The organism is Pseudomonas sp. AC242 (assembly GCF_979258655.1).
In genome coordinates, this window is the sequence record NZ_OZ409873.1 from 2,657,807 (window position 1) to 2,681,763 (window position 23,957).

The 23,957-nt window shown below is 59.9% G+C and carries 18 protein-coding genes; 8 read left to right on the top strand and 10 right to left on the bottom strand.

The window, feature by feature from the left end:
- Window positions 1-25: 25 nt before the first annotated feature.
- Window positions 26-2,023, bottom strand: a complete 1,998-nt coding sequence (locus tag ACZZ0A_RS11905; RefSeq protein ID WP_463543135.1) for an alpha-1,4-glucan--maltose-1-phosphate maltosyltransferase — start codon at window positions 2,021-2,023, stop codon at window positions 26-28.
- A 217-nt stretch (window positions 2,024-2,240) separates the two neighbouring features.
- Between ACZZ0A_RS11905 and ACZZ0A_RS11910 the strand changes: the two genes are divergently transcribed.
- Window positions 2,241-2,399 (top strand): hypothetical protein, encoded by a 159-nt coding sequence (locus ACZZ0A_RS11910; RefSeq protein ID WP_003224520.1) that lies wholly within the window; start codon window positions 2,241-2,243, stop codon window positions 2,397-2,399.
- 136 nt (window positions 2,400-2,535) lie between these two features.
- Here ACZZ0A_RS11910 and ACZZ0A_RS11915 read toward each other — a convergent pair whose 3' ends face one another.
- The gene (locus ACZZ0A_RS11915) at window positions 2,536-3,048 is read right to left on the bottom strand and encodes an MgtC/SapB family protein (RefSeq protein ID WP_007919183.1); all 513 of its coding nucleotides are present in this window, start codon (window positions 3,046-3,048) and stop codon (window positions 2,536-2,538) included.
- A gap of 123 nt (window positions 3,049-3,171) precedes the next feature.
- Between ACZZ0A_RS11915 and ACZZ0A_RS11920 the strand changes: the two genes are divergently transcribed.
- From ACZZ0A_RS11920 to mapR, 3 genes are all read left to right on the top strand, one after another.
- Window positions 3,172-3,420, top strand: a complete 249-nt coding sequence (locus ACZZ0A_RS11920; RefSeq protein WP_007919185.1) for a DUF3203 family protein — start codon at window positions 3,172-3,174, stop codon at window positions 3,418-3,420.
- A 195-nt stretch (window positions 3,421-3,615) separates the two neighbouring features.
- Complete coding sequence (ccoG, locus tag ACZZ0A_RS11925) at window positions 3,616-5,046, top strand: cytochrome c oxidase accessory protein CcoG (RefSeq protein WP_463543136.1); 1,431 nt, start codon at window positions 3,616-3,618, stop codon at window positions 5,044-5,046.
- Between the two features lie 381 nt (window positions 5,047-5,427).
- Entirely contained in the window at window positions 5,428-6,837 is a 1,410-nt protein-coding gene (gene mapR, locus ACZZ0A_RS11930) for a GntR family transcriptional regulator MpaR (RefSeq protein WP_007919188.1), read from the top strand.
- Window positions 6,838-6,986: 149 nt separating this feature from the next.
- On the opposite strand, the gene ACZZ0A_RS11935 is transcribed toward mapR, so the two are convergent.
- The 7 genes from ACZZ0A_RS11935 to tpx all read right to left on the bottom strand — a co-directional run bounded on the left by ACZZ0A_RS11935 (window position 6,987) and on the right by tpx (window position 20,107).
- The gene (locus ACZZ0A_RS11935; RefSeq protein ID WP_463543137.1) at window positions 6,987-7,733 is read right to left on the bottom strand and encodes an SDR family oxidoreductase; all 747 of its coding nucleotides are present in this window, start codon (window positions 7,731-7,733) and stop codon (window positions 6,987-6,989) included.
- 188 nt (window positions 7,734-7,921) lie between these two features.
- On the bottom strand, window positions 7,922-10,003 hold the full coding sequence (locus tag ACZZ0A_RS11940; RefSeq protein WP_095112067.1) for a putative bifunctional diguanylate cyclase/phosphodiesterase: 2,082 nt from the start codon (window positions 10,001-10,003) through the stop codon (window positions 7,922-7,924).
- Between the two features lie 300 nt (window positions 10,004-10,303).
- Window positions 10,304-11,776: an efflux transporter outer membrane subunit gene (locus ACZZ0A_RS11945; RefSeq protein WP_123375383.1), complete on the bottom strand. Its 1,473-nt coding sequence runs from the start codon at window positions 11,774-11,776 to the stop codon at window positions 10,304-10,306.
- Window positions 11,773-14,880, bottom strand: coding sequence for an efflux RND transporter permease subunit (locus ACZZ0A_RS11950; protein WP_007914366.1), 3,108 nt, complete (start codon window positions 14,878-14,880; stop codon window positions 11,773-11,775). The genes ACZZ0A_RS11945 and ACZZ0A_RS11950 overlap by 4 nt, the downstream gene beginning before the upstream one ends.
- 145 nt (window positions 14,881-15,025) lie before the next feature.
- A complete protein-coding gene (locus ACZZ0A_RS11955) occupies window positions 15,026-18,127 on the bottom strand; it encodes an MdtB/MuxB family multidrug efflux RND transporter permease subunit (protein WP_463543138.1) in 3,102 nt (1,033 codons plus the stop codon).
- A complete protein-coding gene (locus tag ACZZ0A_RS11960) occupies window positions 18,124-19,431 on the bottom strand; it encodes an MdtA/MuxA family multidrug efflux RND transporter periplasmic adaptor subunit (RefSeq protein WP_463543139.1) in 1,308 nt (435 codons plus the stop codon). The genes ACZZ0A_RS11955 and ACZZ0A_RS11960 overlap by 4 nt, the downstream gene beginning before the upstream one ends.
- Before the next feature lie 175 nt (window positions 19,432-19,606).
- Complete coding sequence (gene tpx / locus ACZZ0A_RS11965) at window positions 19,607-20,107, bottom strand: thiol peroxidase (RefSeq protein ID WP_007955056.1); 501 nt, start codon at window positions 20,105-20,107, stop codon at window positions 19,607-19,609.
- Window positions 20,108-20,449: 342 nt separating this feature from the next.
- Between tpx and ACZZ0A_RS11970 the strand changes: the two genes are divergently transcribed.
- Window positions 20,450-20,875 (top strand): YciI family protein, encoded by a 426-nt coding sequence (locus ACZZ0A_RS11970; RefSeq protein WP_463543140.1) that lies wholly within the window; start codon window positions 20,450-20,452, stop codon window positions 20,873-20,875.
- 92 nt (window positions 20,876-20,967) lie between these two features.
- Here ACZZ0A_RS11970 and ACZZ0A_RS11975 read toward each other — a convergent pair whose 3' ends face one another.
- Window positions 20,968-21,336, bottom strand: a complete 369-nt coding sequence (locus tag ACZZ0A_RS11975) for a DUF6124 family protein (RefSeq protein ID WP_007914378.1) — start codon at window positions 21,334-21,336, stop codon at window positions 20,968-20,970.
- 650 nt (window positions 21,337-21,986) lie between these two features.
- Here ACZZ0A_RS11975 and ACZZ0A_RS11980 point away from each other — a divergent pair.
- From ACZZ0A_RS11980 to ACZZ0A_RS11990, 3 genes are read left to right on the top strand one after another with little or no spacing between them, the layout of a single operon-like run.
- On the top strand, window positions 21,987-22,775 hold the full coding sequence (locus ACZZ0A_RS11980; protein WP_095112199.1) for a hypothetical protein: 789 nt from the start codon (window positions 21,987-21,989) through the stop codon (window positions 22,773-22,775).
- Window positions 22,776-22,785: 10 nt separating this feature from the next.
- Complete coding sequence (locus ACZZ0A_RS11985) at window positions 22,786-22,983, top strand: hypothetical protein (RefSeq protein WP_463543141.1); 198 nt, start codon at window positions 22,786-22,788, stop codon at window positions 22,981-22,983.
- Window positions 22,984-22,995: 12 nt separating this feature from the next.
- Window positions 22,996-23,946, top strand: a complete 951-nt coding sequence (locus tag ACZZ0A_RS11990) for a SphA family protein (protein ID WP_095112059.1) — start codon at window positions 22,996-22,998, stop codon at window positions 23,944-23,946.
- Window positions 23,947-23,957 lie beyond the last annotated feature (11 nt).

The window sequence follows — 23,957 nt, forward strand, 5'->3', positions numbered from 1 at the left end:
CGACGCCTCGACGTGGGAACGATCATTACGTAGCGGTGATTCGCCAGATGCCAAACGGCTGATACGCCGGGTCAATCCGCATGAACTGGTATTTGCCATGCCAGTCCCAGCGATGCCCGTTCATCAAGTCTTCGCCGTGTGTCGTCGCGTCATCGGGCAAGCCCATTTCCCACAGCGGCAGTTCGAAATTCGCCTCCTGCACGTTGTGCGGATCGAGGCTGACCGCGACCAGAATGAAATTGCTGCCGTCGAAGCTGCGCTTGCCGAAATACAGAATGTTGTCGTTCCAGGCGTTGTAGACCTTCAGGCCCAGATGCGTGTGCAGCGCCGGGTTCTGCCGGCGGATACGGTTGAGTTGGGCGATCTCGGCAATGATGTTGCCGGGCGCTGTAAAGTCGCGGACGCGGATCTCGTACTTCTCCGAGTCGAGGTATTCTTCTTTGCCCGGCACCGGAGCCGATTCGCACAGTTCGAACCCCGAATACATCCCCCACAAGCCCGAGCCCATGGTTGCCAGCGCCGCACGAATCAAAAATCCCGGACGCCCGGATTCGTGGAGGAACGCCGGGTTGATGTCTGGCGTGTTGACGAAGAAGTTCGGCCGGTAGCATTCGCGCCACGGCGATTCATTCAGCTCAGTGAAATAGGTCGCCAGCTCAGCCTTGCTGTTGCGCCAAGTGAAGTAGGTGTAGCTCTGGGTGTAACCGACCTTGCCCAGCCGCGCCATCATCGCTGGCGTGGTGAAGGCTTCGGCGAGGAAGATCACTTCCGGGTACAGCGCCCGCACATCAGCGATCAGCCATTGCCAGAACGGCAGCGGTTTGGTGTGCGGATTGTCGACGCGAAAGATCTTCACGCCCTCCTCGACCCAACCGATGACGATGTCGCGCAACTCGACCCACAGGCTCGGAATCGCGTCCGGCGCATAGAAGTCGACGTTGACGATGTCCTGATATTTCTTCGGCGGGTTTTCCGCGTATTTGATCGTGCCGTCGGGACGCCAGTTGAACCAGCCCGGATGCTGTTTGAGCCACGGGTGATCCTGGGAACACTGAATGGCAAAATCGAGGGCGATTTCCAGGCCGTGATCGGCGGCAGCGGCCACCAGTCGGCGGAAGTCTTCGCGGGTGCCGAGTTGCGAGTGAATGGCCTCGTGGCCGCCCTCCTCACTGCCGATGGCATAAGGACTGCCCGGATCATCGGGGCCGGCGGTCAGGGAGTTGTTGCGGCCCTTGCGATGGGCGCGGCCAATCGGATGGATCGGCGTGAAATACAGCACGTCGAAACCCATGTCCTGAATCATCGGCAAACGCGCGTGCACGTCATTGAAGGTGCCGTGACGGTGGGGATCGTCGGTGATCGAGCGCGGAAACAGTTCATACCAACTGGCAAATTCGGCCAGTTCGCGTTCGACGTCCACCGGGAATTCCGGACTGACGCTCAGATAGGCGCGATGATCGGCCTCAGCCATCAATTGCGCACTGCGCGAGTGCAGGAACAACGCGACCTGCTCGGTTTCGAGCAGCCCGGACAACTCGTGGTGCAACGCGGCGAGCTGTTCGCTGAGCTGGCCTTCGCTGCGTTCGGCGGCCTGTTGCACCATGGTTCGGCCTTCCTGCAACTCCAGCGAAACAGGCACAGCGGCGCTGTGTTTCTTCTCCAGTTCATATTGGAAACTGGCGAAATGGTCGATCCACGCTTCGATACAATAGAGGAAACGCCCTTGATGCTCAGGGCGGAACTGGCCTTGCCAGCCATTGTTGCCCTGATCAGCCATGACCTCGGTCTGCCAGGTCTCCTCGCCTTCCTCGCGCCAGCGAATGCGCACGGCGAGTTTGTCGTGACCGTCGGCAAACACTTTGCTGGTGACCACAATTTCACGGTCGGCAATCGACTTCACGGCGAACTGCCCGCCATCGAGGGTCGGCATGGTGTTTTCAATGGCAATTCGCGGCAGCAGCAAGGCCTGCGACAGCGGCATGTGCGGGTTGTAGCTTAATTCAGAAGGTTTTTCAGCCGTCATTGAGCATCTCTCCTTAACGCCCCAAGGACGCTCTTGTGCCGGGTCAGTGTTCGCAACGCTGCGCCTGCCCCGCAATGAACTCACTTAGGTTCCGAGCGACCGGCGCCGGGAAAAGTTCAGATGAAATTGCCGTGTCAGAAAAGCGGATCGAATTCGCCACGAGGTGGTCAATCCACTTAAGCACTTCTCACGCCATGTGCCACACGGAGGTCATCAGATGAACATCCCGATCCCGGCCGAAACGCCTGATCCGAACATCGACAAACCCACTCTTCCCGAGACCGAGCCGCAGCCGATTCCCGAGCAGGAACCACCGGGAACCACACCGCCGCCCAAAGAAGAACCACCGACGACGATGCCACCCGTCATCGTCTGATTGATCGTTAACTGATCGTTCCCACGCTCCGCGTGGGAATGCAGCCCGGGACGCTCCGCGTCCCAAAGCGGACGCATAGCGTCCATTGAGGCGTTTCCACGCAGAGGGTGGCAACGATCATCCGGCGCAGGAATGATCAGTGGTCATCAGTTTTTTCCTCGTCCTTTTCGAAGAGCTTCACGATGCGCGGCATCACGCTGAAAATCCCCAGCGCCAGAAAGGTACTGAGCAGCGCCGTTGCCTCCCTGCCCAATCCGGCCGCGACACCAATGGCCGCGGTCATCCACAGCCCGGCAGCCGTGGTCAGGCCTTTGACATGGCCTTCATCGCCTTCCTTGTTTTTCAGGATAGTCCCGGCACCGAGAAAGCCGATCCCGGCGATCACCCCCTGCACCACCCGGCTCATCGCATCCGACTCCGCCCCTGACGTTTGCGGCACCAGCACAAACAGCGCGGCCCCAAGCGCTACCAGCATGTGCGTGCGCACCCCGGCAGCCTTGCCCTTGTGCTCGCGCTCAAACCCCAGAATCCCGCCCAGCACCGCCGCCATCAGCAGGCGAACGGTAATCCGCGTCAATTGCGAAGCATCGCCAACGTCGGCGAATTCCGCTTGCAGGGTTTCCCACACTTCATGCCACCACGCGTTCATCGTGCAGTCCTTGTTATTAGTCGGTAAACGATGGACAGCGGCGACCATTAATCAGTTGCGCAGAACGATCGGCAACGCGCGCGCCCTAACCTTGCAGACCTCCCTGAAAAAAGGACTGCTCCCATGCCTCTTCGAGTCGATGAATCCAACCCCGAACAAAAAGTGTGTTTTTTCGCCGTCGAACACGGCGAGGAAATTCGCATTTGCGACACTCTGGAAGTCATGACAGATAGCGAAAAATCCATGTCATTCGTGGAAATAGAAGGCCGGCGCGTTTACATCACAGAGGCAGAGGCTGACGCCTTGACCGTCGCAGGCGCCAAAGACGGGCGCAAACACCTGAAAGCCGACGAGAGTGATTCGGTGATTTGACTGACTTCGATCAACACCCCGCGCAAACGTCTGCGATAGGCGTTTGCGCCTTTGCCTGCGCGCTGCTTCAAGTTGTCGCAGACGTTATCCAAAATCTCATCTGATCCGCTTTTTATTGAAATACCTGAGTCTGTTATGCAAACAGATCGACGCTCATAGTGCGCTGGCCTGATGGAGGCTGATGAGCGAATAACCATGAGCGAACAAATCCCCGTCCGAACCGTAGAAGCATCCCCGACTATAAAGAAGGTGCCCGCACGCCCAATGAAGGCGACGGCCAAGTCCAGCGACAACCAGATCCACACCCGCAGCTTCACCGGCCTGTTCCGCACCCTGCGCATGAGCGGCGCGGGATTTCTGTTCGTGCTGTTTTTCGGCACCGTGTGGCTGAACTGGGGCGGCCGTCAGGCGGTGCTCTGGGATCTTTCCGAAAGCAAATTCCACATCTTCGGCGCGACGTTCTGGCCGCAGGATTTCATCCTGCTCTCGGCGCTGTTGATCATCGCCGCCTTCGGTTTGTTCGCCATTACCGTGTTTGCCGGCCGGGTCTGGTGCGGCTACACCTGCCCGCAGAGTTCGTGGACATGGATCTTCATGTGGTGCGAGAAGATCACCGAAGGCGAGCGCAACCAGCGGATCAAACTGCAAGCCGCACCATGGAGCCTGAACAAACTGGCGCGGCGCGCCGCCAAACACACCTTGTGGCTGGCGATCAGCGTGCTCACCGGCCTGACCTTCGTCGGTTACTTCACGCCGATCCGGCCACTGGCCGAAGAGTTGCTGACCCTGCAAATCGGCGGCGTCAGCCTGTTCTGGGTGCTGTTCTTCACCGCTGCCACCTACATCAACGCCGGTTGGCTGCGCGAGGCGGTGTGCATGCACATGTGTCCGTATGCGCGGTTCCAGAGCGTGATGTTCGACAAAGACACCCTGGCGATTTCCTACGACGTGGCCCGTGGCGAAAACCGTGGCCCGCGTAAACGCGACGTTAAACCGCTTGAAGCCGGTCTGGGTGATTGCATCGACTGTCAGTTGTGTGTGCAGGTCTGCCCGACCGGCATCGACATCCGCGATGGCCTGCAGATGGAATGCATCGGTTGCGCGGCGTGCATAGACGCCTGTGACTCGATCATGGACAAGATGAACTACCCGCGTGGTTTGATCCGCTACAGTTCCGAGCGCGAATTGCAGGGTGGCAAGACTCACCTGCTGCGTCCGCGTTTGATCGGTTACACCGTGGTGCTGGTGGCGATGATCGGCGCATTGGCATTGGCGCTGGTCGAACGGCCGATGGTCTCGCTGGACGTGACCAAGGATCGCGGCTTGTTCCGTGAAAACGGTCAGGGCCAGATCGAAAACATCTACACCCTCAAAGTCATCAACAAGACCCAGCAACGTCAGGACTACAACCTCAGCCTGGTCGACGGCGACGGCTTCCAGTTGCAAGGCAAGACTGAGCTGAGCCTGGCACCGGGGGAAATTGTCGATGTGCCGGTGTCGGTGGCGATGACCACGGAGCGCCCGGCCAGCAGTTCGCAGACCTTGAGCTTCAAGATTGCCGACAGTGATGAGCCTGAGGTTTATAGCGTGGCGAAGAGCAGGTTTGTTGCGCCGATGAATCGCTGAGCCGTTAGAATCCGCTCCCTCACCCCAGCCCTCTCCCAGGGGGAGAGGGGGCCGACCGAGGTGTCTGTCGCTATACATCGACCTGACAGACCGAGTCGATTATGGATTCAGCAAAACGCTTTCAGACCGAGTCGATTGGGATTCAGCAAAGCACTTTCAGACCGAGTCGATTGGGATTCAGCAAAACGCTTTCAGACCGAGTCGATTGGGATTCAGCAAAGCACTTTCAGGCCGAGTCGATTATGGATTCAGCGAAGTACTTTCAGGTCGGTGTAGTTCACAAGCATCCCCCGATCAGTCCCCTCTCCCTCTGGGAGAGGGCTAGGGTGAGGGGCAGTTCCCCTGACACACCTCATCATCAACCAGCACCAAGGCTCCTCGATGAAACGCTACGAAAAATTCGCCGACGACATCGCTGAACTGATCCGCTCCGGCGTCCTCGGCCCCGGCCAGCGCGTGCCTTCGGTGCGTTACGCCAGCCAGACCTACGGCGTCAGCCCGTCCACGGTATTCCAGGCCTATTACCTTCTTGAACGCCGTGGCTTGATCCGCGCCCGACCGCGCTCCGGCTACTTCGTCAACACTCACGCGCCAAGCCCGTTTTCCGAGCCGGTGATCAGTAGCCACGTCAACGACTCCACCGAAGTCGACGTCAGTGAACTGGTGTTCTCGGTACTCGATTCGATCAAGGACCCGAGCACCGTGCCCTTCGGCTCAGCGTTCCCCAGCCCGACGCTGTTCCCGCTGCAACGCCTGTCGCGCTCGCTGGCCAGTGCCGCCCGCGAGATGGATCCGCGCATGGTCGTCACCGACATGTCGCCGGGCAACCCGCAACTGCGCCGGCAGATCGCCCTGCGCTACATGGTCGGCGGCCTGATGCTGCCGATGGAAGAGTTGCTGATCACCAACGGCGCGCTCGAAGCGCTGAACCTGTGCCTGCAAGCCGTCACCGAACCGGGCGATCTGGTCGCCATCGAAGCGCCGGCGTTCTACGCCAGCCTGCAAGTCCTCGAGCGCTTGAAACTCAAAGCTGTGGAAATCCCCGTGCACCCGCGCGATGGCATCGACCTCGGCGTGCTCGCGCAAACCCTGGAACGCCACCCGATCAAGGCCTGCTGGTGCATGACCAGCTTCCAGAACCCGATGGGCGCGACCATGCCCGAGGCGAAGAAACAGGAATTGGTCGAACTGCTGCGCCGCCATCAGGTGCCGCTGATCGAAGATGATGTCTACGCCGAACTCTATTACGGCCAGCAGGCACCGAAACCAGCCAAGGCCTTCGATACTGAGGGCCTGGTGATGCACTGCGGTTCGTTCGCCAAAAGCCTGGCCCCGGGTTACCGCATCGGCTGGGTCGCCGCCGGGCGCTACGCGCAGAAAATCGAACGGTTGAAACTGATGACTTCACTGTGCGCCTCAATGCCCGCGCAAGCGGCGATTGCCGACTATCTGCAACACGGCGGCTACGACCGGCATTTGCGCAAATTGCGTTATGCGCTGGAAGAACAGCAGAGCGCGATGCTTGCGGCGATCGCCCGCTATTTCCCGGCGCAGACGCGGGTCAGCCAACCGGCGGGCGGCTACTTTTTGTGGCTGGAATTGCCGCCGCAGATGGATTCGTTGAAGTTGTTTCAGATGGCACTGGCGCAAGGCATCAGCATTGCGCCGGGGCCGATTTTCTCGCCGACGCAGCGGTTCAGGAATTGTATTCGGTTGAACTATGGCAGTCCGTGGACTGAAGACTCGGAAAAGGCGATGGAGACGTTGGGGCGGATTGTGCGGTCGTTCTGACAGATTGTTGCTGACTGCACTGGCCCCATCGCCGGCAAGCCAGCTCCCACAGTGTTCTATGTCACCGCGTATGTTGTGTACGACACTGAAACCTGTGGGAGCTGGCTTGCCAGCGATGGGGCCGGATCAGGCAACACAAATCCCAACGATCAGCGCCCGCCACCCAAATCAACAAACGTCCCGGTCGCATAAGAAGCCTTATCCGACAACAACCAGACAATCGCCTCCGCCACCTCATCCGGCCGTCCGCCACGGGCCATCGGAATCGCCGACTCCAGCTTGCTGACCCGATCCGGATCGCCGCTCAGCGCGTGGAAATCGGTGTAGATGTAACCCGGGCGCACCGCGTTGACCCGAATCCCTTCGCCCGCGACTTCCTTGGACAAGCCGATGGTGAAGGTGTCGAGCGCACCTTTTGAGGCCGCGTAATCGACGTACTCGTTGGGCGAACCAAGGCGTGAAGCCACTGACGACACGTTGATGATACTGCCGCCCTGCCCGCCGTGCTTGGGCGACATGCGCAGAATCGCGTGCTTGGCGCAGAGGATCGGCGCCAGAACGTTGGTTTTCATGATTTTCAGAATGCGGAATTCGGACATTTCATCGACCCGCGATTTGTGTCCGACGGTACCGGCGTTGTTCACCAGCGCAGTGACACGGCCCAATTCGCTGTCGACCCGCTGGAACAGCGCGATCACTTCGTCTTCGATGCTGACGTCAGCGCGCACGGCGATGGCGTGTGCGCCCAATGCACGGACTTGCTCCAGCACGCTTTGCGCAGCCTGCTCGTCTTGCTCATAGTTGATGCAGATCCGATAGCCTTGCTCGGCAGCCAACAGCGCCGTGGCGGCGCCAATCCCGCGCCCGCCACCAGTGATCACAATGACTTTATCCATGCTGGCCTTTCTCCCCCAATGCACACGTAACAGTCGGGGGAAGAATAACCGCCATTGGCGGGTTTTGCATGAGGTCTGTTGTGTCTGGCCGGACGCCTTCGCGAGCAGGCTCGCTCCCAGACTGCATTCGTGCACCACGCTGTCCCTGTGGGAGCAAGCCTGCTCGCGAAGAACGATAGCGCGGTCGATCAGACCGCCGCCACCGGCTTGCCGCGCGCAATATCCTGCATGAATCTGTCCGCCGGCATCGGATGCCCCAACAGATAACCCTGCAACGAATCACATCCCAGCTCAGTCAGAAACGCCTGCTGCACACCGGTTTCAACACCTTCAGCGACAATGCGCAAACCGAGCGCCTGGCCCAATGCGACAATCGCCGAAACAATCGCGGCATCGTCACTGTCATGCTCCAGATCGCGCACAAAGCCACGATCGATCTTCAGCTCGTTGGCCGGCAAACGCTTGAGGTACATCAGGCTGGAATAACCCGTGCCGAAGTCATCGATCGACAGATCGACGCCCATGTCCGACAACTCCTGCAACACCGTCATGCTCGCATCGGCATCGCTCATGGCCGTGGTCTCGGTGATTTCCAGCGTCAGGCTGTTCGCCGGCAAGTGATGCGTGGCCAACGCCTTGGCCACGCTGCGCACCAGTCCGGCGTGGCAGAACTGCAGCGCCGACAGGTTCACCGCGATACGCCAATCGGTGTAACCGAGCACGTACCACTCGCGCATTTGCCGACAGGCTTCATTGAGCACCCATTCACCGATCGGAATGATCAGCCCGGATTTCTCCGCCAGTTCGATGAACTTGTCCGGCATCAGCATGCCGTGAATCGGATGCTGCCAACGCAGCAACGCCTCAGCCCCGACCGGACGGCCGTTGGCGGCGTCGAACTTCGGCTGGTAATGCAAACTGAACTGGCTGTGCTCCAGCGCTGCGCGCAGGTCCTGCAACAACTGCAACTGCTTGCGCGCGTTGTTGTTCATCGACGCGTCGAAAAAGCTGTAACCGTTCTTGCCGCCGCCCTTGGCGTGGTACATCGCCGCGTCGGCGTTCATCAGCAGTTCCTGCGCGGTCTGGCCATTCCCCGGGTACAGGGCGATGCCGACGCTGGCGGATATCTGCAAATCATGTTCGGCGACGCGGAATGATTGCGCGATCAGGCCGACCTGACGTGCCGCCAGTCCCAGTGCGTCATCGGGTTCGGTCAGACGCACCAGCAGCACGAATTCATCGCCGCCGATTCGCGCCAGTGTGTCCGGACCGCGCAAGTCTTCACGCAGACGCAAGCCCACTTCCCGCAATAACTGGTCGCCCATATGGTGACCGAACGCATCGTTGACCGGTTTGAAGCCGTCCAGATCGATGAACATCAAAGCAAAACAGCCACCCTGCTCATGGACCTTTTTCATCGCCTGATTGATCCGGTCATCCAGCAGCATGCGGTTCGGCAGGCCGGTCAGGGTGTCGTGCAGGGCCAGTTGCGTAAGTTCGCGGTTGGCCACGGTCAGCGAGTGCGCGAGATCAGCGGTACGCGCTTCGAGGCGCGCGTCGAGAATCGAGGTCAGCAAGGCAATCGACAGCACCGCCAGCGTGGTGATCAACACCAGGCTGTCGAGGCCATTGCCCTTCAAGCCATTGACGGTGGCACCACAGAAACTGCCATCAGGAAACTGCGCGGCGGCCATGCCGGTGTAATGCATGCCGACAATGGCGATGCCCATGATGATCGCCGCCCCGCCCCGAATCAGTCGCACATAAGGCGAATGCTGACGCAGGCGGAAAGCGATCCACAGTGCCGCCGCCGAGGCGCCGACGGCAATCAGCAGCGAAGCGCCAAACAACGTCGGATCGTAATCGATCCCCGGCGTCATGCGCATCGCCGCCATGCCGGTGTAGTGCATGGCACTGATGCCGCTGCCCATGATCAGCGCGCCGAACGCCAGTTGCAGAATCGGCAGTTTCGGCTGACTGACCAACCATAAGGCGAATCCACAGGACAACACGGCGATGAGCAGCGACAGCGCGGTCAGGGCGATGTCATAGCCCAGGTCGATCGGCAGTTTGAAGGCCAGCATGCCAATGAAATGCATCGACCAGACGCCGATGCCCATGGCAAACGCACCGCCGGCGGTCCAGAAATGCACCGCCCGGCCCTTGGCCGTGGCAATGCGACCGGTAAGGTCGAGCGCGGTGTAGGAAGCGAGAATCGCCACACACAACGAAATGAAAACCAGCGTGGAGGAATAACTACCGATGAGCATGGGAATTCTCGTGGCCACCCAACGCGGATTGCGTCCGTTCTCGGTCGGGCAAAGGCGGCGATTGTACTGATTGCACAGAAGAACGCACTGACAAAGTGAGCAATTGGCCATCAAGCCGATGAAACGCTTGTTCGATCGTCCGACGAGGCTCTGGCGCGGCGTCACAGCTTTACCCGATCGTTCCCACGCTCTGCGTGGGAATGCCTCTGCGGACGCTCTGCGTTCGGCTCTGGATGGGACGCGGAGCGTCCCGGGCTGCATTCCCACGCAGAGCGTGGGAATGATCAGTGAAGCCAACCTTCAGCGGGTGTTATCGCTCACATCCAGCTGCCCATCCCAACCACCGCCCAGCGCCGCAATCAGTTGCACGCTGGCGATCAAGCGACTCTGCAGAATATTCAGCACGCTGCGCTCATTGCTCAGCGCCGTGGCTTGCACCACCACGACGTCGATGTATGCAATCAGCCCGGCCTTGTACTGGTTCTCCGTCAGGCGCAGGGAGTCGCGCGCCGCATCGAGCGCCTCCTGGCGCACCGCCGCTTCGTCTTCATACACCTTGAGCTGCACCAGATAGTTTTCAACTTCGCGGAAACCGTCGAGCACGGTCTGACGGTACTTGGCCACGGTCTGGTCATACACCGCCTCGGTGCGGTCGACTTCCGCCGAACGAATGCCACCGTCAAACAGCGGCAGCGCCAGTTTCGGCCCCACCGACCAGAAACGGTTGGGCAGGCTGACCAGGTTCTGCGAAGTACTGCTGCTGTAGCCGCCGCTCAGACTCAAGCTCAGATCTGGGTAATACGCCGCTTTGGCCACGCCGATGTTGGCGTTGGCGGCAATCACCGAACGCTCTGCCGAAGCGATGTCCGGGCGCCGCTCGAGCAACTGCGAGGGCAGGCTCAACGGCACTTGCGGCAGCTTTGGAATGGTCTGCACTTCGGCAATGTTGAAATCCGCCGGGGCCTGTCCGGTCAGCACAGCAATCGCATTTTCGAATTGCGCGCGCTGCCAGATCAGGTCAACCAGATCGGCCTGGGTGCTTTTCAGTTGTGTCTGTGCCTGCGCCACCGCATCGCGCCCGGAAACCCCTGCGCGGTACTGGTTCTGGGTCATCTTCAACGAGCGTTCGTAGGCGGCGACCGTGGCTTCGAGCAGGCGTTTCTGCTGATCGATCACGCGCAGTTGCAGGTAGTTCTGCACCAGCTCCGATTGCTGACTCAGGCGCATCGCAGCCAAATCGGCAAAACTGGCCTGGGCGCTGGCCTCATCGGCTTCCAGTCCACGGCGCAGCTTGCCCCACACGTCCGCTTCCCAACTGACGCCAAGTTCGGCGTTATAGGTGTCGCGGATACCGCTGGAAGAACTGCTCAGACTCGAACTGCTGCTGCCAGTGCCCTGACTGGAGCGGGTCTTGCCGAGGCTCAAGTCTACTTTCGGATAAAACGCGCCACGGGCACTGCGCACCAACGCCTGAGCCTGACGGTACTGGGCTTCCGACTGCGCGACGGTCTGGTTGGAATTGTTGAGTTTCTCGATCAAGCCGTTGAGCTGCTGATCGCCATACAACTCCCACCAGGCCCCTCGGGCCAGTGAATCGCTCGGGTTGGCCTGAGTCCAGCCCTCGGCCTCCTTGTACTGGGCGATTTCCGCAGTTTGCGGCCGTTGGTAGTCCGGGCCGACGGCGCAGGCACTGAGCATCGCCACGCACAGCGACAGGCTCAGCAGACGCGAGCCGCGAACGGTGGCCAGATTGAAAAGCGAACGGTCAGTCATAGCGGAGTTTCCAGAGCGGCGTCAGTGCGCACGCCACGCCATTTGTTGAAACGATGGCGCAGCTTGTCAAGATAGAGGTAAACCACCGGGGTGGTGTAAAGCGTCAGCACCTGGCTGAAAATCAGCCCGCCGATGATGGTCAGGCCCAGCGGCTGGCGCATTTCCGCGCCTTCGGCCCGGCCCAGCAGCAACGGCAAGGCACCGAGAATCGCCGCCAGGGTGGTCATCAGAATCGGCCGCAAGCGTTGCAGACAGGCGCTGCGGATCGATTCCAGCGGCGACAAGCCCTGATGCCGTTCCAGTTGCAGCGCGAGGTCGATCATCAGAATGGCGTTTTTCTTCACCACGCCAATCAGCAGGAACAACCCAAGCAACGAGATCAGGCTGAACTCGCCGCCCAGCGCATAGATCGACAGCAACGCGCCGACACCGGCCGACGGCAGGGTCGACAGAATCGTCAGCGGATGAATGTAGCTTTCATACAGCACACCCAACACCAGATACACCGCCAGCAACGCGCCGAGAATCATGAACGGCTGGCTCTTTTGCGTCGCGGCGAAGGCGTCGGCGGTGCCGGCCATTTTTGCGATGACGTCTTCCGGCAGGCCGAGCTTGGCAATCGCCCGCTCGATCGCAGCACTGCCCTGCTCCACCGTCACGCCTTCGGCCATGTCGAAGGAAATGTCTTCGGAGGCGAACTGGCCTTCGTGGCTGACGCGGTCGTCTTCCAGGCTGTTTTCGTAATGAGCGAACGTCGACAGCGGCACCCGCGCACCGTCAGCGGTGATCACCTGCACCTGCTTGAGCGTCACCGGGTCCTGGGCGTATTTCGGATTGACCTCCATGACCACCTGATACTGATTGAGGCTGTCGTAGATCGTCGAAATCTGCCGCTGGCTGTAGGCGTTGTTCAATACCGAAGTAACCATGTCCATGTCGATCCCCAGGCGCTTGGCCTGATCGCGGTCGACGATCAACGTCACTTGCTGGGCACCCGCTCCCTCTCGGGCGTCAATCGCCGTCAGTTCCGGCAAGGCCCTTAACGCGGTAACCACTTTTGGATACCACTTGCGCAACTCGCCCAGATCACCACTTTGCAGGATGTAGCTGTACTGCGACGTGGTCTGTTCGCGGCCGCCGCCAAATTGCAGATCCTGATCGGCCATCAGCATCAGTTGCGCACCGGGGACCTTGGGCATTTCCTTGCGCAGGCGCTCGATGACTTTCTGCGCGTTGAGCTGGCGCTCCTTGATTGGCTTCAGACGCACCAGCATGAAGGCGTTATTGGTGCCGTTGCTGCCGCCAATGAACCCGGCGACACTTTCCACCGCTTCGTCCTTGAGCACGGCGCGGCGGAAAATTTCCATTTTCGGCTGCATCACGCTGAACGACAGGCCGTCGTCGCCGCGTACGAAACCGATCAATTGGCCGGTGTCCTGCTGTGGCATGAAGGTTTTCGGCACCACCACGTACAGCGCAACGTTGACGCCGACGGTGATCAGCAAGCTGAGCAACGTCAGGCGCCGGTGGCGCAAAACCCAGTCGAGGCTGCTGGCGTATTTGCCGACCATCCAGTCGTTGGTGCGACGGCTCCAGCGTTGCAGGCGGTTTTCCTGGCCGGGTGTGTGCGGCTTCAGCCAACGGGCGCAGAGCATCGGCGTCAGCGTCAGGGAAACCACCAGCGACACGACGATGGCTGCGGCCAGGGTGATGGAAAACTCGCGAAACAGGCTCTCGACGATCCCGCCCATAAACAGGATCGAGAGGAACACCGCCACCAGCGAGACGTTCATCGACAGCAAGGTAAACCCGACTTCCTTGGCCCCGAGGTACGCGGCCTGCATCGGTTTGACGCCTTCGTCGATGTGCCGGGAAATGTTCTCCAGCACCACGATGGCGTCGTCCACCACCAGACCGGTGGCCAGAATCAGCGCCATCAGCGACAGGTTGTTCAGCGAGAAACCGTAGAGGTACATCACCGCAAAGGTGCCGACCAGCGACACCGGCACGGCCAACGTCGGAATCAGCGAGGCGCGGAAGTTACCGAGGAACAGAAACACCACCAGAATCACCAGCGCCACGGCAATCAGCAAGGTCATCTCGGCTTCATGCAGGGTGGCTTTGATCACCGGCGAGCGGTCCATGGCCAGATTCAGCTTCACGCTGGCGGGCAACACCGCTTGCAGGGCCGGCAGTTGCGCCTTGATCTCGTTGACCGTCTCGATGATGTTGGCGCCGGCCTGGCGGTTGATCACCAGCAGCACGGCGGCGTCATCGTTGAAGAAGCCGCTGTTGTAGCGGTCTTCGACGCCATCACTGACCTTGGCCACGTCCTTGAGGCGCAGCGCTGCGCCATCGGCATAGTGGATGATCAGTGATTCGTAATCCTTGGCTTTTTCCAGCTGATCATTGGCCTGGATCTGCCACAAACGCTGGCCGTCTTCGACCGAACCCTTCGGCCGGCGCACGTTGGCATCGGCGATGGTCTTGCGCACATCGTCGAGCGCTACACCGTACTGATTCAGCGCCTGCGGTTCGAGTTCGATACGCACCGCCGGCAGCGAACTGCCGCCGATCTGTACTTCGCCGACGCCCTGCACCTGTGAAAGGCTCTGGGACAAAATGGTCGAAGCCAAATCGTAGAGCTGGCCTTTTTCCAGCACGTCCGACGTCAGCGACAACACCATGATCGGCGCCTGCGACGGGTTGACCTTCTTGTAGGTCGGCATGCTGCGCATCCCGCTCGGCAACAGGTTGCGCGAAGCGTTGATCGCCGCCTGCACTTCCCGCGCCGCGCCGTTGATGTCGCGGTCGAGATCAAATTGCAGAATGACCCGGGTCGAGCCCTGACTGGAACGGCTGCTCATGGTGTTGACGCCGGCGATCGCGCCGAACGAGCGCTCCAGCGGCGTCGCCACGGTGGATGCCATGACCTCCGGGCTGGCACCGGGCAGGCTGGCCTGCACGACGATCACCGGGAAGTCCATTTGCGGCAGCGGCGCCACTGGCAGCAGGCCGAAGCTGACGCCGCCGAGCAGCATGATTGCCAGGCTCAACAGCATCGTCGCCACCGGGCGTTTGATGAAAGGACCGGAGAGGTTCATCGAACGCAATCCCCAACGTCACACCAATCCCCTGTAGGAGTGAGCCTGCTCGCGATAGCGGTGTGTCTGTTTACATTGATGTCGCAAGTGCCGGCCTCATCGCGAGCAGGCGAAGGCCTACAGGGGTTATGTGTACGGACAGTAGTCATACCGACACCTCTTCAGTGTCGGCATTGGTCTTGCCAAAGCGCCGGCCAAGACGGTCGAAATACAGGTAGATCACCGGCGTGGTGAACAGCGTCAGCACCTGGCTCACCAGCAGACCGCCAACCATCACCAGACCCAGCGGCTGACGCAATTCAGCCCCGGAGCCGGTGGCGAGCATCAACGGCACCGCACCGAACAGCGCCGCCAGCGTGGTCATGAGGATTGGCCGGAAGCGCAGCAGCGCCGCCTGATAAATCGCCTGTTCCGGCGCCATGCCTTGGGTGCGTTCAGCATCGAGGGCGAAGTCGATCATCATGATCGCGTTCTTTTTCACGATACCGATCAGCAGAATGATACCGATGATCGCGATCATGCCCAGGTCATTGCCGCTGAGCAGCAACGCCAGCAAGGCGCCGACCGCCGCCGATGGCAAGGTCGAAAGAATGGTGATCGGGTGAATGTAGCTCTCGTACAGCACGCCCAGCACGATGTACATGGTCACCACTGCCGCCAGAATCAGCAGCAAAGTGCTCGACAATGACGCCTGGAAAGCTTCCGCTGCACCCTGGAACTGGGTCTGCACGCCGACGGGCATGCCGATGTCTTTCTGTACCTGCTCGATGATGTCGACCGCATGCCCCAACGCCACTCCGGGCGCCAGGTTGAACGACATCATCACCGCCGGGAACTGGCCGATATGGGTGATCGCCAGTTGCGCCTGCCGCTCTTCGACATGGGCGAGACTCGACAGACGCACCTGTGCGCCATCGGTGGTCTTGACGTGAATCTGGTCCAGCGCCTGCGGGCCGATCTTCTCCCCGGCCTGGGCCTGCAGCACCACGCGGTACTGGCTGGCCTGGGTGTAAATGGTCGAGATCTGTCGCTGCCCGAAGGCGTCGTACAGCGCATCGGTGATGTTCGCCACCGAAACGCCCAGGCGTGAGGCGGCATCGCGGTCGATCACCAGATAGACCTGCAAACCCTTGTCCTGCAAATCACTGGCGACGTCCGTCAGTTCCGGACGCTGGGCCAGCGCTTCGACCAGGCGGCCGCTCCACTGGCTGAGCAGTTCGGAATCCGGCGAAGACATGCTGAACTGGTATTGCGTGCGGCTGACGCGGTCCTCGATGGTCAGATCCTGCACCGGTTGCATGAACAGACGGATGCCAACCAGTTTGTCCAGCTGCGGTTGCAGGCGCGCAATCACTTCTGTGGCGCTCAGATCGCGCTCACCGTGAGGCTTGAGGTTGATCAGCAAGCGGCCGCTGTTGAGCGTGGCGTTATCGCCGTCGACACCGATGTAGGACGACAGGCTCTGTACGGCCGGATCTTCGAGAATGATCTTCGCCAGCTCTTGTTGACGCTCGCCCATCGCCGCGAAGGAAATCGACTGCGGTGCCTCGGAAATACCCTGAATCACCCCGGTGTCCTGCACCGGAAAGAAGCCCTTCGGCACCACCATGTACAGAAACACGGTCAACGCCAGCGTGCCGATAGCCACCAGCAAGGTCAGCGGCTGATGCTTGAGCACCCAGCGCAGCATCCGACCATACTCGGCGATCATCCAATCGATGACTGCACCGCTGGCGCGGTAGAAACGGCCCTGCTCATGTGCTTCTGGCTCACGCTTGAGCAAGCGCGCGCACATCATCGGCGTCAGGGTCAGCGAGACCACCAGTGAAATCAGGATTGCCACAGCCAGAGTGATGGCGAATTCGCGGAACAAGCGCCCCACCACGTCGGCCATGAACAACAGCGGAATCAGTACTGCGATCAGCGACAGGGTCAGGGAAATCAGGGTGAAGCCAATCTGCTTGGCGCCTTTGAGCGCGGCCTGCATCGGGCTGTCGCCTTCTTCGATGAAGCGCGAAATGTTCTCCAGCATGACGATCGCATCGTCGACCACAAAACCGGTGGCAATGGTCAGGGCCATCAGGGTCAGGTTGTTCACCGAGAACCCGGCCAGATACATCACGCCAAAGGTGCCGATCAGCGACAGCGGTACGGCCACCGACGGAATGATCGTCGCACTGGCGCGGCGCAGGAACAGGAACGTCACCATTACTACCAGGGCGATGGCGATGAGCAATTCGTGTTGCACATCAGTGACCGAGGCGCGAATGGTTTGCGTACGGTCGGTCAGCACGGTGACATCAAGGCCGGCCGGCAGGTTGTCGGTGATGCTCGGCAGCAACGCCTTGATGCGGTCGACCACCTCAATGACGTTGGCACCCGGCTGACGCTGGATGTTCAGCAGCACGGCCTGATTCTTGTTGGCCCACGCCGCGAGACGCTCGTTCTCGGCGCCATCGACGATTTCCGCCACGTCCTTGAGCCGTAACGGCGCGCCGTTCTTGTAGGCGAGAATCAGATTGGCGTAGTCCTCGGGCGAGGTCAGTTGGTCGTTGGCATCGAGCATTGACACGCGGGTCGGACCGTCGAAGTTGCCCTTCGGCTGGTTGACGTTGGAGGCACTGATCAAGGTGCGCACGTCGGACAGGTTCAGGCTGTTGGCCGCCAGCGCCTCAGGGTTGACCTTGATGCGTACGGCCTGACGCTGACCGCCGGCAATGCTGACCATGCCGACGCCGCTGATCTGGGCGATTTTCTGCGCCATGCGCGTATCGACCAGGTCATTGAGCTTGGGTAACAGCATGGTTTTCGAGGTAATCGCCAGGGTCAGCACCGGGGTGTCCGCCGGGTTGACCTTGTTGTACACCGGCGGTGCCGGCAAATCGGTTGGCAGCAGATTGGTCGCGGCGTTGATGGCGGCTTGCACCTGCTGCTCGGCAACGTCCATGTTGATGTCGAGGCTGAAACGCAACGTCAGCACCGACGCACCGCCGGAGCTGGTCGAGGCCATTTGCGTCAGGCCCGGCATCTGCCCGAACTGGCGTTCGAGCGGCGCCGTCACGGCACTGGTCATCACATCCGGGCTGGCGCCGGGATACAGGGTCATGACGCGGATGGTCGGGTAATCGACTTGTGGCAGTGCAGAAACGGGCAGCAAGCGATAAGCAATCAGGCCGGCCAGCACAATGGCCAGCATGCTCAGGGTGGTGGCTACCGGTCGGAGGATGAACAGCCGCGAAATGTTCATGCGCCCTTCTTGGCCTTGTCGGAAACAGCAGCGTCAGTCGGGGTGGCGGCAGATTTGCCTTGCAGGTGTTCGGTCGGCGTGGTCGGCACTTGATTGCTGTCGTTGACCACTTCCACTTCGCTGCCTTCCTTGAGGCGGTCGGTGCCTTCCAGCACCACGCGATCACCGGCAGCCAGGCCTTCGGTGACCACGGTGTTTTCGCCATCACTGGCGCCAATCTTCAATTGGCGGATGGTGACTTTCTTGTCGCCGTCCAGCGCATAGACGAACGTGCCGTTGGTACCGAACTGGATAGCCGCTGACGGTGCCAGCACCACGCCTTTGAGTGTGTCAGCCAGCAAGTGAACGTTGACGAACTGGTTGGGGAACAACGCCTGATCGCGGTTTTCGTAGCGGGCCTTGAACTTCAGGGTGCCAGTGGCGACGTCGATCTGGTTGTCGAGGCTTTGCAGAACGCCGGTGGCTTGCAGTTTGGTGTCGCCGCGATCCCACGCTTCAGCCGGCAGTTTGGCGCCGCTGCGATAACGGGCGAGCACGGTTTCGAGGCTGTTTTCCGGCAAGGTGAAGGCGACGCTGATCGGTTGGGTCTGGGTGATCACGGCGAGGAACGTGGTGTCGTTGGCGGTGACAAGGTTGCCGACGTCAACCTGACGCAGACCGACACGCCCGGCAATCGGTGCGCGGATTTTGGTGAATTCGAGATTGAGCTTGGCGTCGTTGACCGCGGCCTGATTGGTCTTGACCGTACCGAGATACTGACCGACCAGCGCTTCGGCGGTGTCCAGCGTCTGTTTGGCGATGCTGTCCTCTTTGTACAGACCGCGATAACGCTCGACATCGACCTGAGCGTTTTTCAGTTGCGCCTGATTCTGCAGCAGGGTGCCTTCGGCCTGCAGCAAGGCGTTCTGGTACGGGCGCGGGTCGATCTCGGCCAGCAGGTCTCCGGCCTTGACCATCTGCCCTTCTTCGAAATTGATCTTGACCAATTCGCCGCCCACCCGGCTACGCACATTGATGGTGTTGAGAGCGGTCACCGTGCCCAGCGCCTTGTAGTACAGCGGGAAGTCGCCGGTGACTGCTGGCGCCACGCGTACCGGGATTGGCCCGCTACCACCACCGAAGCCCGGCCGCATCATCCCCGAACGCCCGGTGTGCCCGGCCGCAGCCTTGTCAGCGCCCTCCTTGTGGGCTGAACCGGCGGGCCAGAATTTCCAGCACAGAACGGCGATCACCAACAAGACCAGCAGGCTGATCAGCCAGCGACGGGAGTTACGGGGGGACGATTGCATGGAGTCATTAACCATTGGGCGCGTGGGCTTCTATTACGGGAGGCTGAACGATAAGCACTGATGGGGAATTAGCAAAGCAGCTTTACCGGCAATTTACTTACACCTTACGTTTCAAGGTGTGAGGCAAAACACTGATACACAAATGAAAACGGCCTGGACAGGGCCAGGCCGTTAACAATTGTAAAAGCGCTTATTTCAGAACGGACAGTGCCGCTTCGTAGTTAGGCTCTTCGGCGATTTCCTTGACCAGTTCGCTGTGCAGGACGTTGTCGTTTTCGTCCAGAACCACGACAGCACGAGCGGTCAGGCCTTTCAGCGGGCCGTCAGCAATGGCCACGCCGTAGTTCTCGATGAACTCGGCACCGCGCAGGGTCGACAGGTTCTGTACGTTTTCCAGACCTTCGGCGCCGCAGAAGCGTGCTTGAGCGAACGGCAGGTCAGCCGAGATGCACAGCACCACGGTGTTGCTGATGTCGTTGGCCTGAGCGTTGAACTTGCGCACCGAGGTGGCGCAGGTCGGGGTGTCAACGCTTGGGAAGATGTTCAGCACTTTGCGCTTGCCGGCAAAGTCTTTCAGGGTGACGTCGGACAGATTGCCGGCAACCAGAGAAAAGGCTGGCGCCTTGGAACCGGCTTGTGGCAACTGGCCGTTGACTTGAACCGGATTGCCTTTAAGGGTGACTTGAGCCATGACTTGAGTCCTTCTGATGTTTTGATTGGAAAGCATGCAAGAGGCCGAAGTTAACCACGAAATTGTCCGACGACCTATGCCCTGTTTAGAAATTGTTGGGTGCCTGCGCGAAAAATTGTATACAAAACCACAACCATTCCCCTGTAGGAGTGAGCCTGCTCGCGATAGCGGTCTGTCAGTCAACATCTGCGTATATGACCCACCGCCATCGCGAGCAGGCTCACTCCTACAATGAGATCTGCGGTGTGAAAAATTCTCCGCACTTTTACCAGAGACCCTGTCGATTCAAGTGTGGCTCGTTCGACTAAACAACGAATCCCCACAATCCACGGAGTAAACGCCATGCGCTTCATGATCCTTGTAAAAGCCAACGCCGATTCGGAAGCCGGCATCATGCCCAGCGAAGAACTGATCACCGCCATGGGCAACTTCAACGAAGAACTGGTCAAGGCCGGCATCCTGATCGATTGCGATGGCCTGCATCCGAGCAGCAAAGGCGCTCGCGTGCATTTCTCCGGTGACAAACGCACGGTCATCGACGGGCCGTTCATCGAGACCAAAGAATTGGTGGCGGGTTACTGGATCTGGGAAGTGAAGTCGAAAGAAGAAGCCATCGAATGGGTCAAGCGCTGCCCTAACCCAATGCCGAGCGAGTCCGATATCGAAATCCGCCAGATATTCTCCGCAGAAGACTTCGGCGCCGAGTTCACCCCCGAAGCGCGTGCGCAAGAAGAACGCGTCCGCGAACAGGCCAAGAAAAACAGCTAAACCGGACATCACATGTAGGAGCTGCCGAAGGCTGCGATCTTTTGATTCTGATCGTTCCCACGCTCTGCGTGGGAACGATCATTCAACAGAGATCAGTCATTGAGTTCGACGTGATCGAGGGCTTGGTTGACGGCCAGTTCGCCCAGCATGACGACCTGTGCGATGCCCAATGCGGTCTTGCGCTGCGAGGTTTCCAGCGAGGCGGCGAAGTTGATCAGCATTTCGCTGGCCGAGCCGAGGGTTTCGCTGGCGTTGGCTAGCAGGGATTCGGTGTTGTACCTGGGATTGGCGAGGTACATGGGTTCCGGCTCGTTGGCGCTGGACATGATGTGGGCGGAGGGGTTGAGGTAGAAATCGAGGGCGCGGTCGGCGGCTTCGTGGAGCTTTTTACTGTCGACCGAGGCGTAGGGGGATGTAGTGTCGGCTTCTGCTTCTGGGGGGTTGGGTGTTGGTTTTTTCATGGTGTAACTCCGCTGAAAGTTGGAGCTGTCCCATTCGGTTTCCGGACGAAGAGGTGGCAGCTGTACGCAGGTTGGAAACCCGGGCAGCGGCGACCCGGTCGACCCGAAGGTCTCCCGCGCACAGCCGCCATAACGGAGTGCACACATTTGAAGTGCGCAAGGATACGTTATGAAAGGCGTGTACGCGCCACTAATACCCGTCGGGGTTTCCAGTCCCGGTCGCTGATTTGGCAGCGACGAACACAGGCTAGAGACCCGACGTCCGACGGACAACCTGAAAACCTTGTGGGAACGTTCCGCGAAATCAAAACAACCTTTAAACATCCCGAATTGAAATACGTATGGGTAGGAGTTGCCGAGAGCTCAAACCGCGACCGGACGATTCTCTGATTTTGATCCACAAAACCAAGATCAAAAGATCGCAGCCTCGTTTCACTCGACAGCTCCTACACCGTAAGCAATGGAATAGTTGGTACACAATCACCTGTGAACCCGTACACAAAACCAAAGAATTAATCCATTCGGCTGGCTAACTCCCGATTAGCTGCTAGCGTCATTCAGACGTGTCCTACAGGCTTGATAAGAAAGGGATTACGCCGTAACGGCCGAGAAGTGCCGAGTATCCAGAAGCCACCAGGGAATCGGGGATGATGTTCAATCGAGTGGGGAAGACTCTTTTTCTGGCCAGTGCGCTGGCGGCTGCGTGTGGCGTGCAGGCGGATAACGCCGAGGACTCGAACAAAAGCAACAACCCGTTGAACGTGGCGCCCGGCGCCAATCTGCAGGACTACTACACTCCGAAACTCTACGACAGCAATGCGCACAGCAATGACGTGTTGCTGCGCGGCACCCTGCCGATTGCGCCCAACGATTTCATCGGCGTGCCGCAACTGGTCCGCGCCACGCTACCGATCAGCACCCGCCCCGATCCGCACAACGGTTACAGCACCGGCATCGGCGATCTGAACCTGTTCGATATCTTCATTCTGAAAACCGAAGGCGTGCAATTGGGCATTGGCCCGTTGATCACTGCGCCGACCGCCGAACAGGACGAACTCGGTACCGGCAAATGGCAAGGTGGCCTCGCCGCCGTGGCCATCGACGCCTCGCCGCGCGGACTGCTCGGCGCGCTGGTGCAGTACCAGAGTTCGTTTGCCGGTGACAACGATCGCCCGCACGTCGAGAGCGCAACCATGCAGCCGTTCATCATCCATAACCTGGAAAAAGGCTGGTACCTGCGCTCCACCGGCACCTGGACTTTCGACCTGAAAAACGACACCCACTACATCCCGCTCGGTCTGGGTGTTGGCAAAGCCTGGAAGTCCGGCAGCAACATCCTCAACGCTTTCGTCGAGCCGCAGTGGACGGTCGACCGCAAGGGCGACGGGCTGCCGCAGTTCGTTGTGTACACGGGTATCAATGTGACATTCGGCAAATAAGGAAAACGCCATGCACGCTGTTTTCAAAGCCACCGGATACGGCCTGATGACCATGTTTGTCAGCTGTGGCGTCGGCGCCCAGCCCAACTGCCCGCCGACACCCAACGGCTCGGCACAGGGGATTGTTCGCCTTGATATACCGAAACCGGAAGTCGCCAGTGGTGAATGGAAAATGCCGTTGCTCAATACGATCAATTCAAACCAATAAGCGGAGTCATCAATGATCAAGCCCAACGTTGTGCGCCCGCTGTTGGCGCTGTGCATGATCGGCAGTCCTCTGCTTTACGCAGCGGAGGGCGGCGTCGGTCGCCCGATCACCGGCCAGCAGGTGTTTTCCAACGCCGGGATCGTCCCACCCGAGCCGGGTTGGGTCATGTCGCTCACCAGCATCTGGTACGACGGCTCGCTCAAGGGCAGTGACGGTGCACCGATTTCCGGCGCAGTCAGCGGCGGGATCGACATGAAAGTCTCCTACACCATGGGCAACTTCACCCACGTCTGGGACACCGGCAAAGGCCCATGGAATTACGCCTCGGCAATCGGTGTGCCGGTGCAATACACCGACATCAAAGCCAGCATCACCGGCCCGCGTGGGCGCACCCTGGGGGACAGCGATTCCGGCACGCAATTCGCCGACGCCTTGATCACGCCGATTGCCGCCGGCTATCACTTCGATGAGCTCAACCACATCTCGTTTTCGCTGCCGATCTACGTGCCAACCGGCGCCTACAACAAGGATCGTCTGGCCAACCCGGGACAGAACAACTACACCTTCATGCCAACGGTGGCGTTCACGCATCTGGATGGCAAGGGCGGCGAACTCACGCTGTCCAGCGGTCTTGAGTTCTATACCGAGAACGACGCCACCGACTATCGCAACGGCAACATCTTCACCCTCGACGCACTGTGGACCCATGGTTTTGGCGATGGCTGGAGCGCGGGTATTGCGGCCGGCTACATCCAGCAACTCACCGATGACAAAGGCCAGACCGCCGACACCTTCAATGGTTATCGCGGACGCTCTGTAGGCGCCGGCCCAGTCGTGGGCTGGACCGGTAAATTCGCCGACGCCCAAGCCAATATCAGTGCGCGCTGGGTACCGGAGTTCGACACCAAGAACCGCCCTGAAGGCAACGGCTTCAGCGTCAACCTGACCCTGGCCTTTTTCTAGACCGGACACAA

Coding starts and splice junctions, on each gene's coding strand:
- ACZZ0A_RS11905 (WP_463543135.1), bottom strand. CDS start 2,023: ATGACGGCTGAAAAACCTTCTGAATTAAGCTACAACCCGCACATGCCG.
- ACZZ0A_RS11910 (WP_003224520.1), top strand. CDS start 2,241: ATGAACATCCCGATCCCGGCCGAAACGCCTGATCCGAACATCGACAAA.
- ACZZ0A_RS11915 (WP_007919183.1), bottom strand. CDS start 3,048: ATGAACGCGTGGTGGCATGAAGTGTGGGAAACCCTGCAAGCGGAATTC.
- ACZZ0A_RS11920 (WP_007919185.1), top strand. CDS start 3,172: ATGCCTCTTCGAGTCGATGAATCCAACCCCGAACAAAAAGTGTGTTTT.
- ccoG (WP_463543136.1), top strand. CDS start 3,616: ATGAGCGAACAAATCCCCGTCCGAACCGTAGAAGCATCCCCGACTATA.
- mapR (WP_007919188.1), top strand. CDS start 5,428: ATGAAACGCTACGAAAAATTCGCCGACGACATCGCTGAACTGATCCGC.
- ACZZ0A_RS11935 (WP_463543137.1), bottom strand. CDS start 7,733: ATGGATAAAGTCATTGTGATCACTGGTGGCGGGCGCGGGATTGGCGCC.
- ACZZ0A_RS11940 (WP_095112067.1), bottom strand. CDS start 10,003: ATGCTCATCGGTAGTTATTCCTCCACGCTGGTTTTCATTTCGTTGTGT.
- ACZZ0A_RS11945 (WP_123375383.1), bottom strand. CDS start 11,776: ATGACTGACCGTTCGCTTTTCAATCTGGCCACCGTTCGCGGCTCGCGT.
- ACZZ0A_RS11950 (WP_007914366.1), bottom strand. CDS start 14,880: ATGAACCTCTCCGGTCCTTTCATCAAACGCCCGGTGGCGACGATGCTG.
- ACZZ0A_RS11955 (WP_463543138.1), bottom strand. CDS start 18,127: ATGAACATTTCGCGGCTGTTCATCCTCCGACCGGTAGCCACCACCCTG.
- ACZZ0A_RS11960 (WP_463543139.1), bottom strand. CDS start 19,431: ATGGTTAATGACTCCATGCAATCGTCCCCCCGTAACTCCCGTCGCTGG.
- tpx (WP_007955056.1), bottom strand. CDS start 20,107: ATGGCTCAAGTCACCCTTAAAGGCAATCCGGTTCAAGTCAACGGCCAG.
- ACZZ0A_RS11970 (WP_463543140.1), top strand. CDS start 20,450: ATGCGCTTCATGATCCTTGTAAAAGCCAACGCCGATTCGGAAGCCGGC.
- ACZZ0A_RS11975 (WP_007914378.1), bottom strand. CDS start 21,336: ATGAAAAAACCAACACCCAACCCCCCAGAAGCAGAAGCCGACACTACA.
- ACZZ0A_RS11980 (WP_095112199.1), top strand. CDS start 21,987: ATGTTCAATCGAGTGGGGAAGACTCTTTTTCTGGCCAGTGCGCTGGCG.
- ACZZ0A_RS11985 (WP_463543141.1), top strand. CDS start 22,786: ATGCACGCTGTTTTCAAAGCCACCGGATACGGCCTGATGACCATGTTT.
- ACZZ0A_RS11990 (WP_095112059.1), top strand. CDS start 22,996: ATGATCAAGCCCAACGTTGTGCGCCCGCTGTTGGCGCTGTGCATGATC.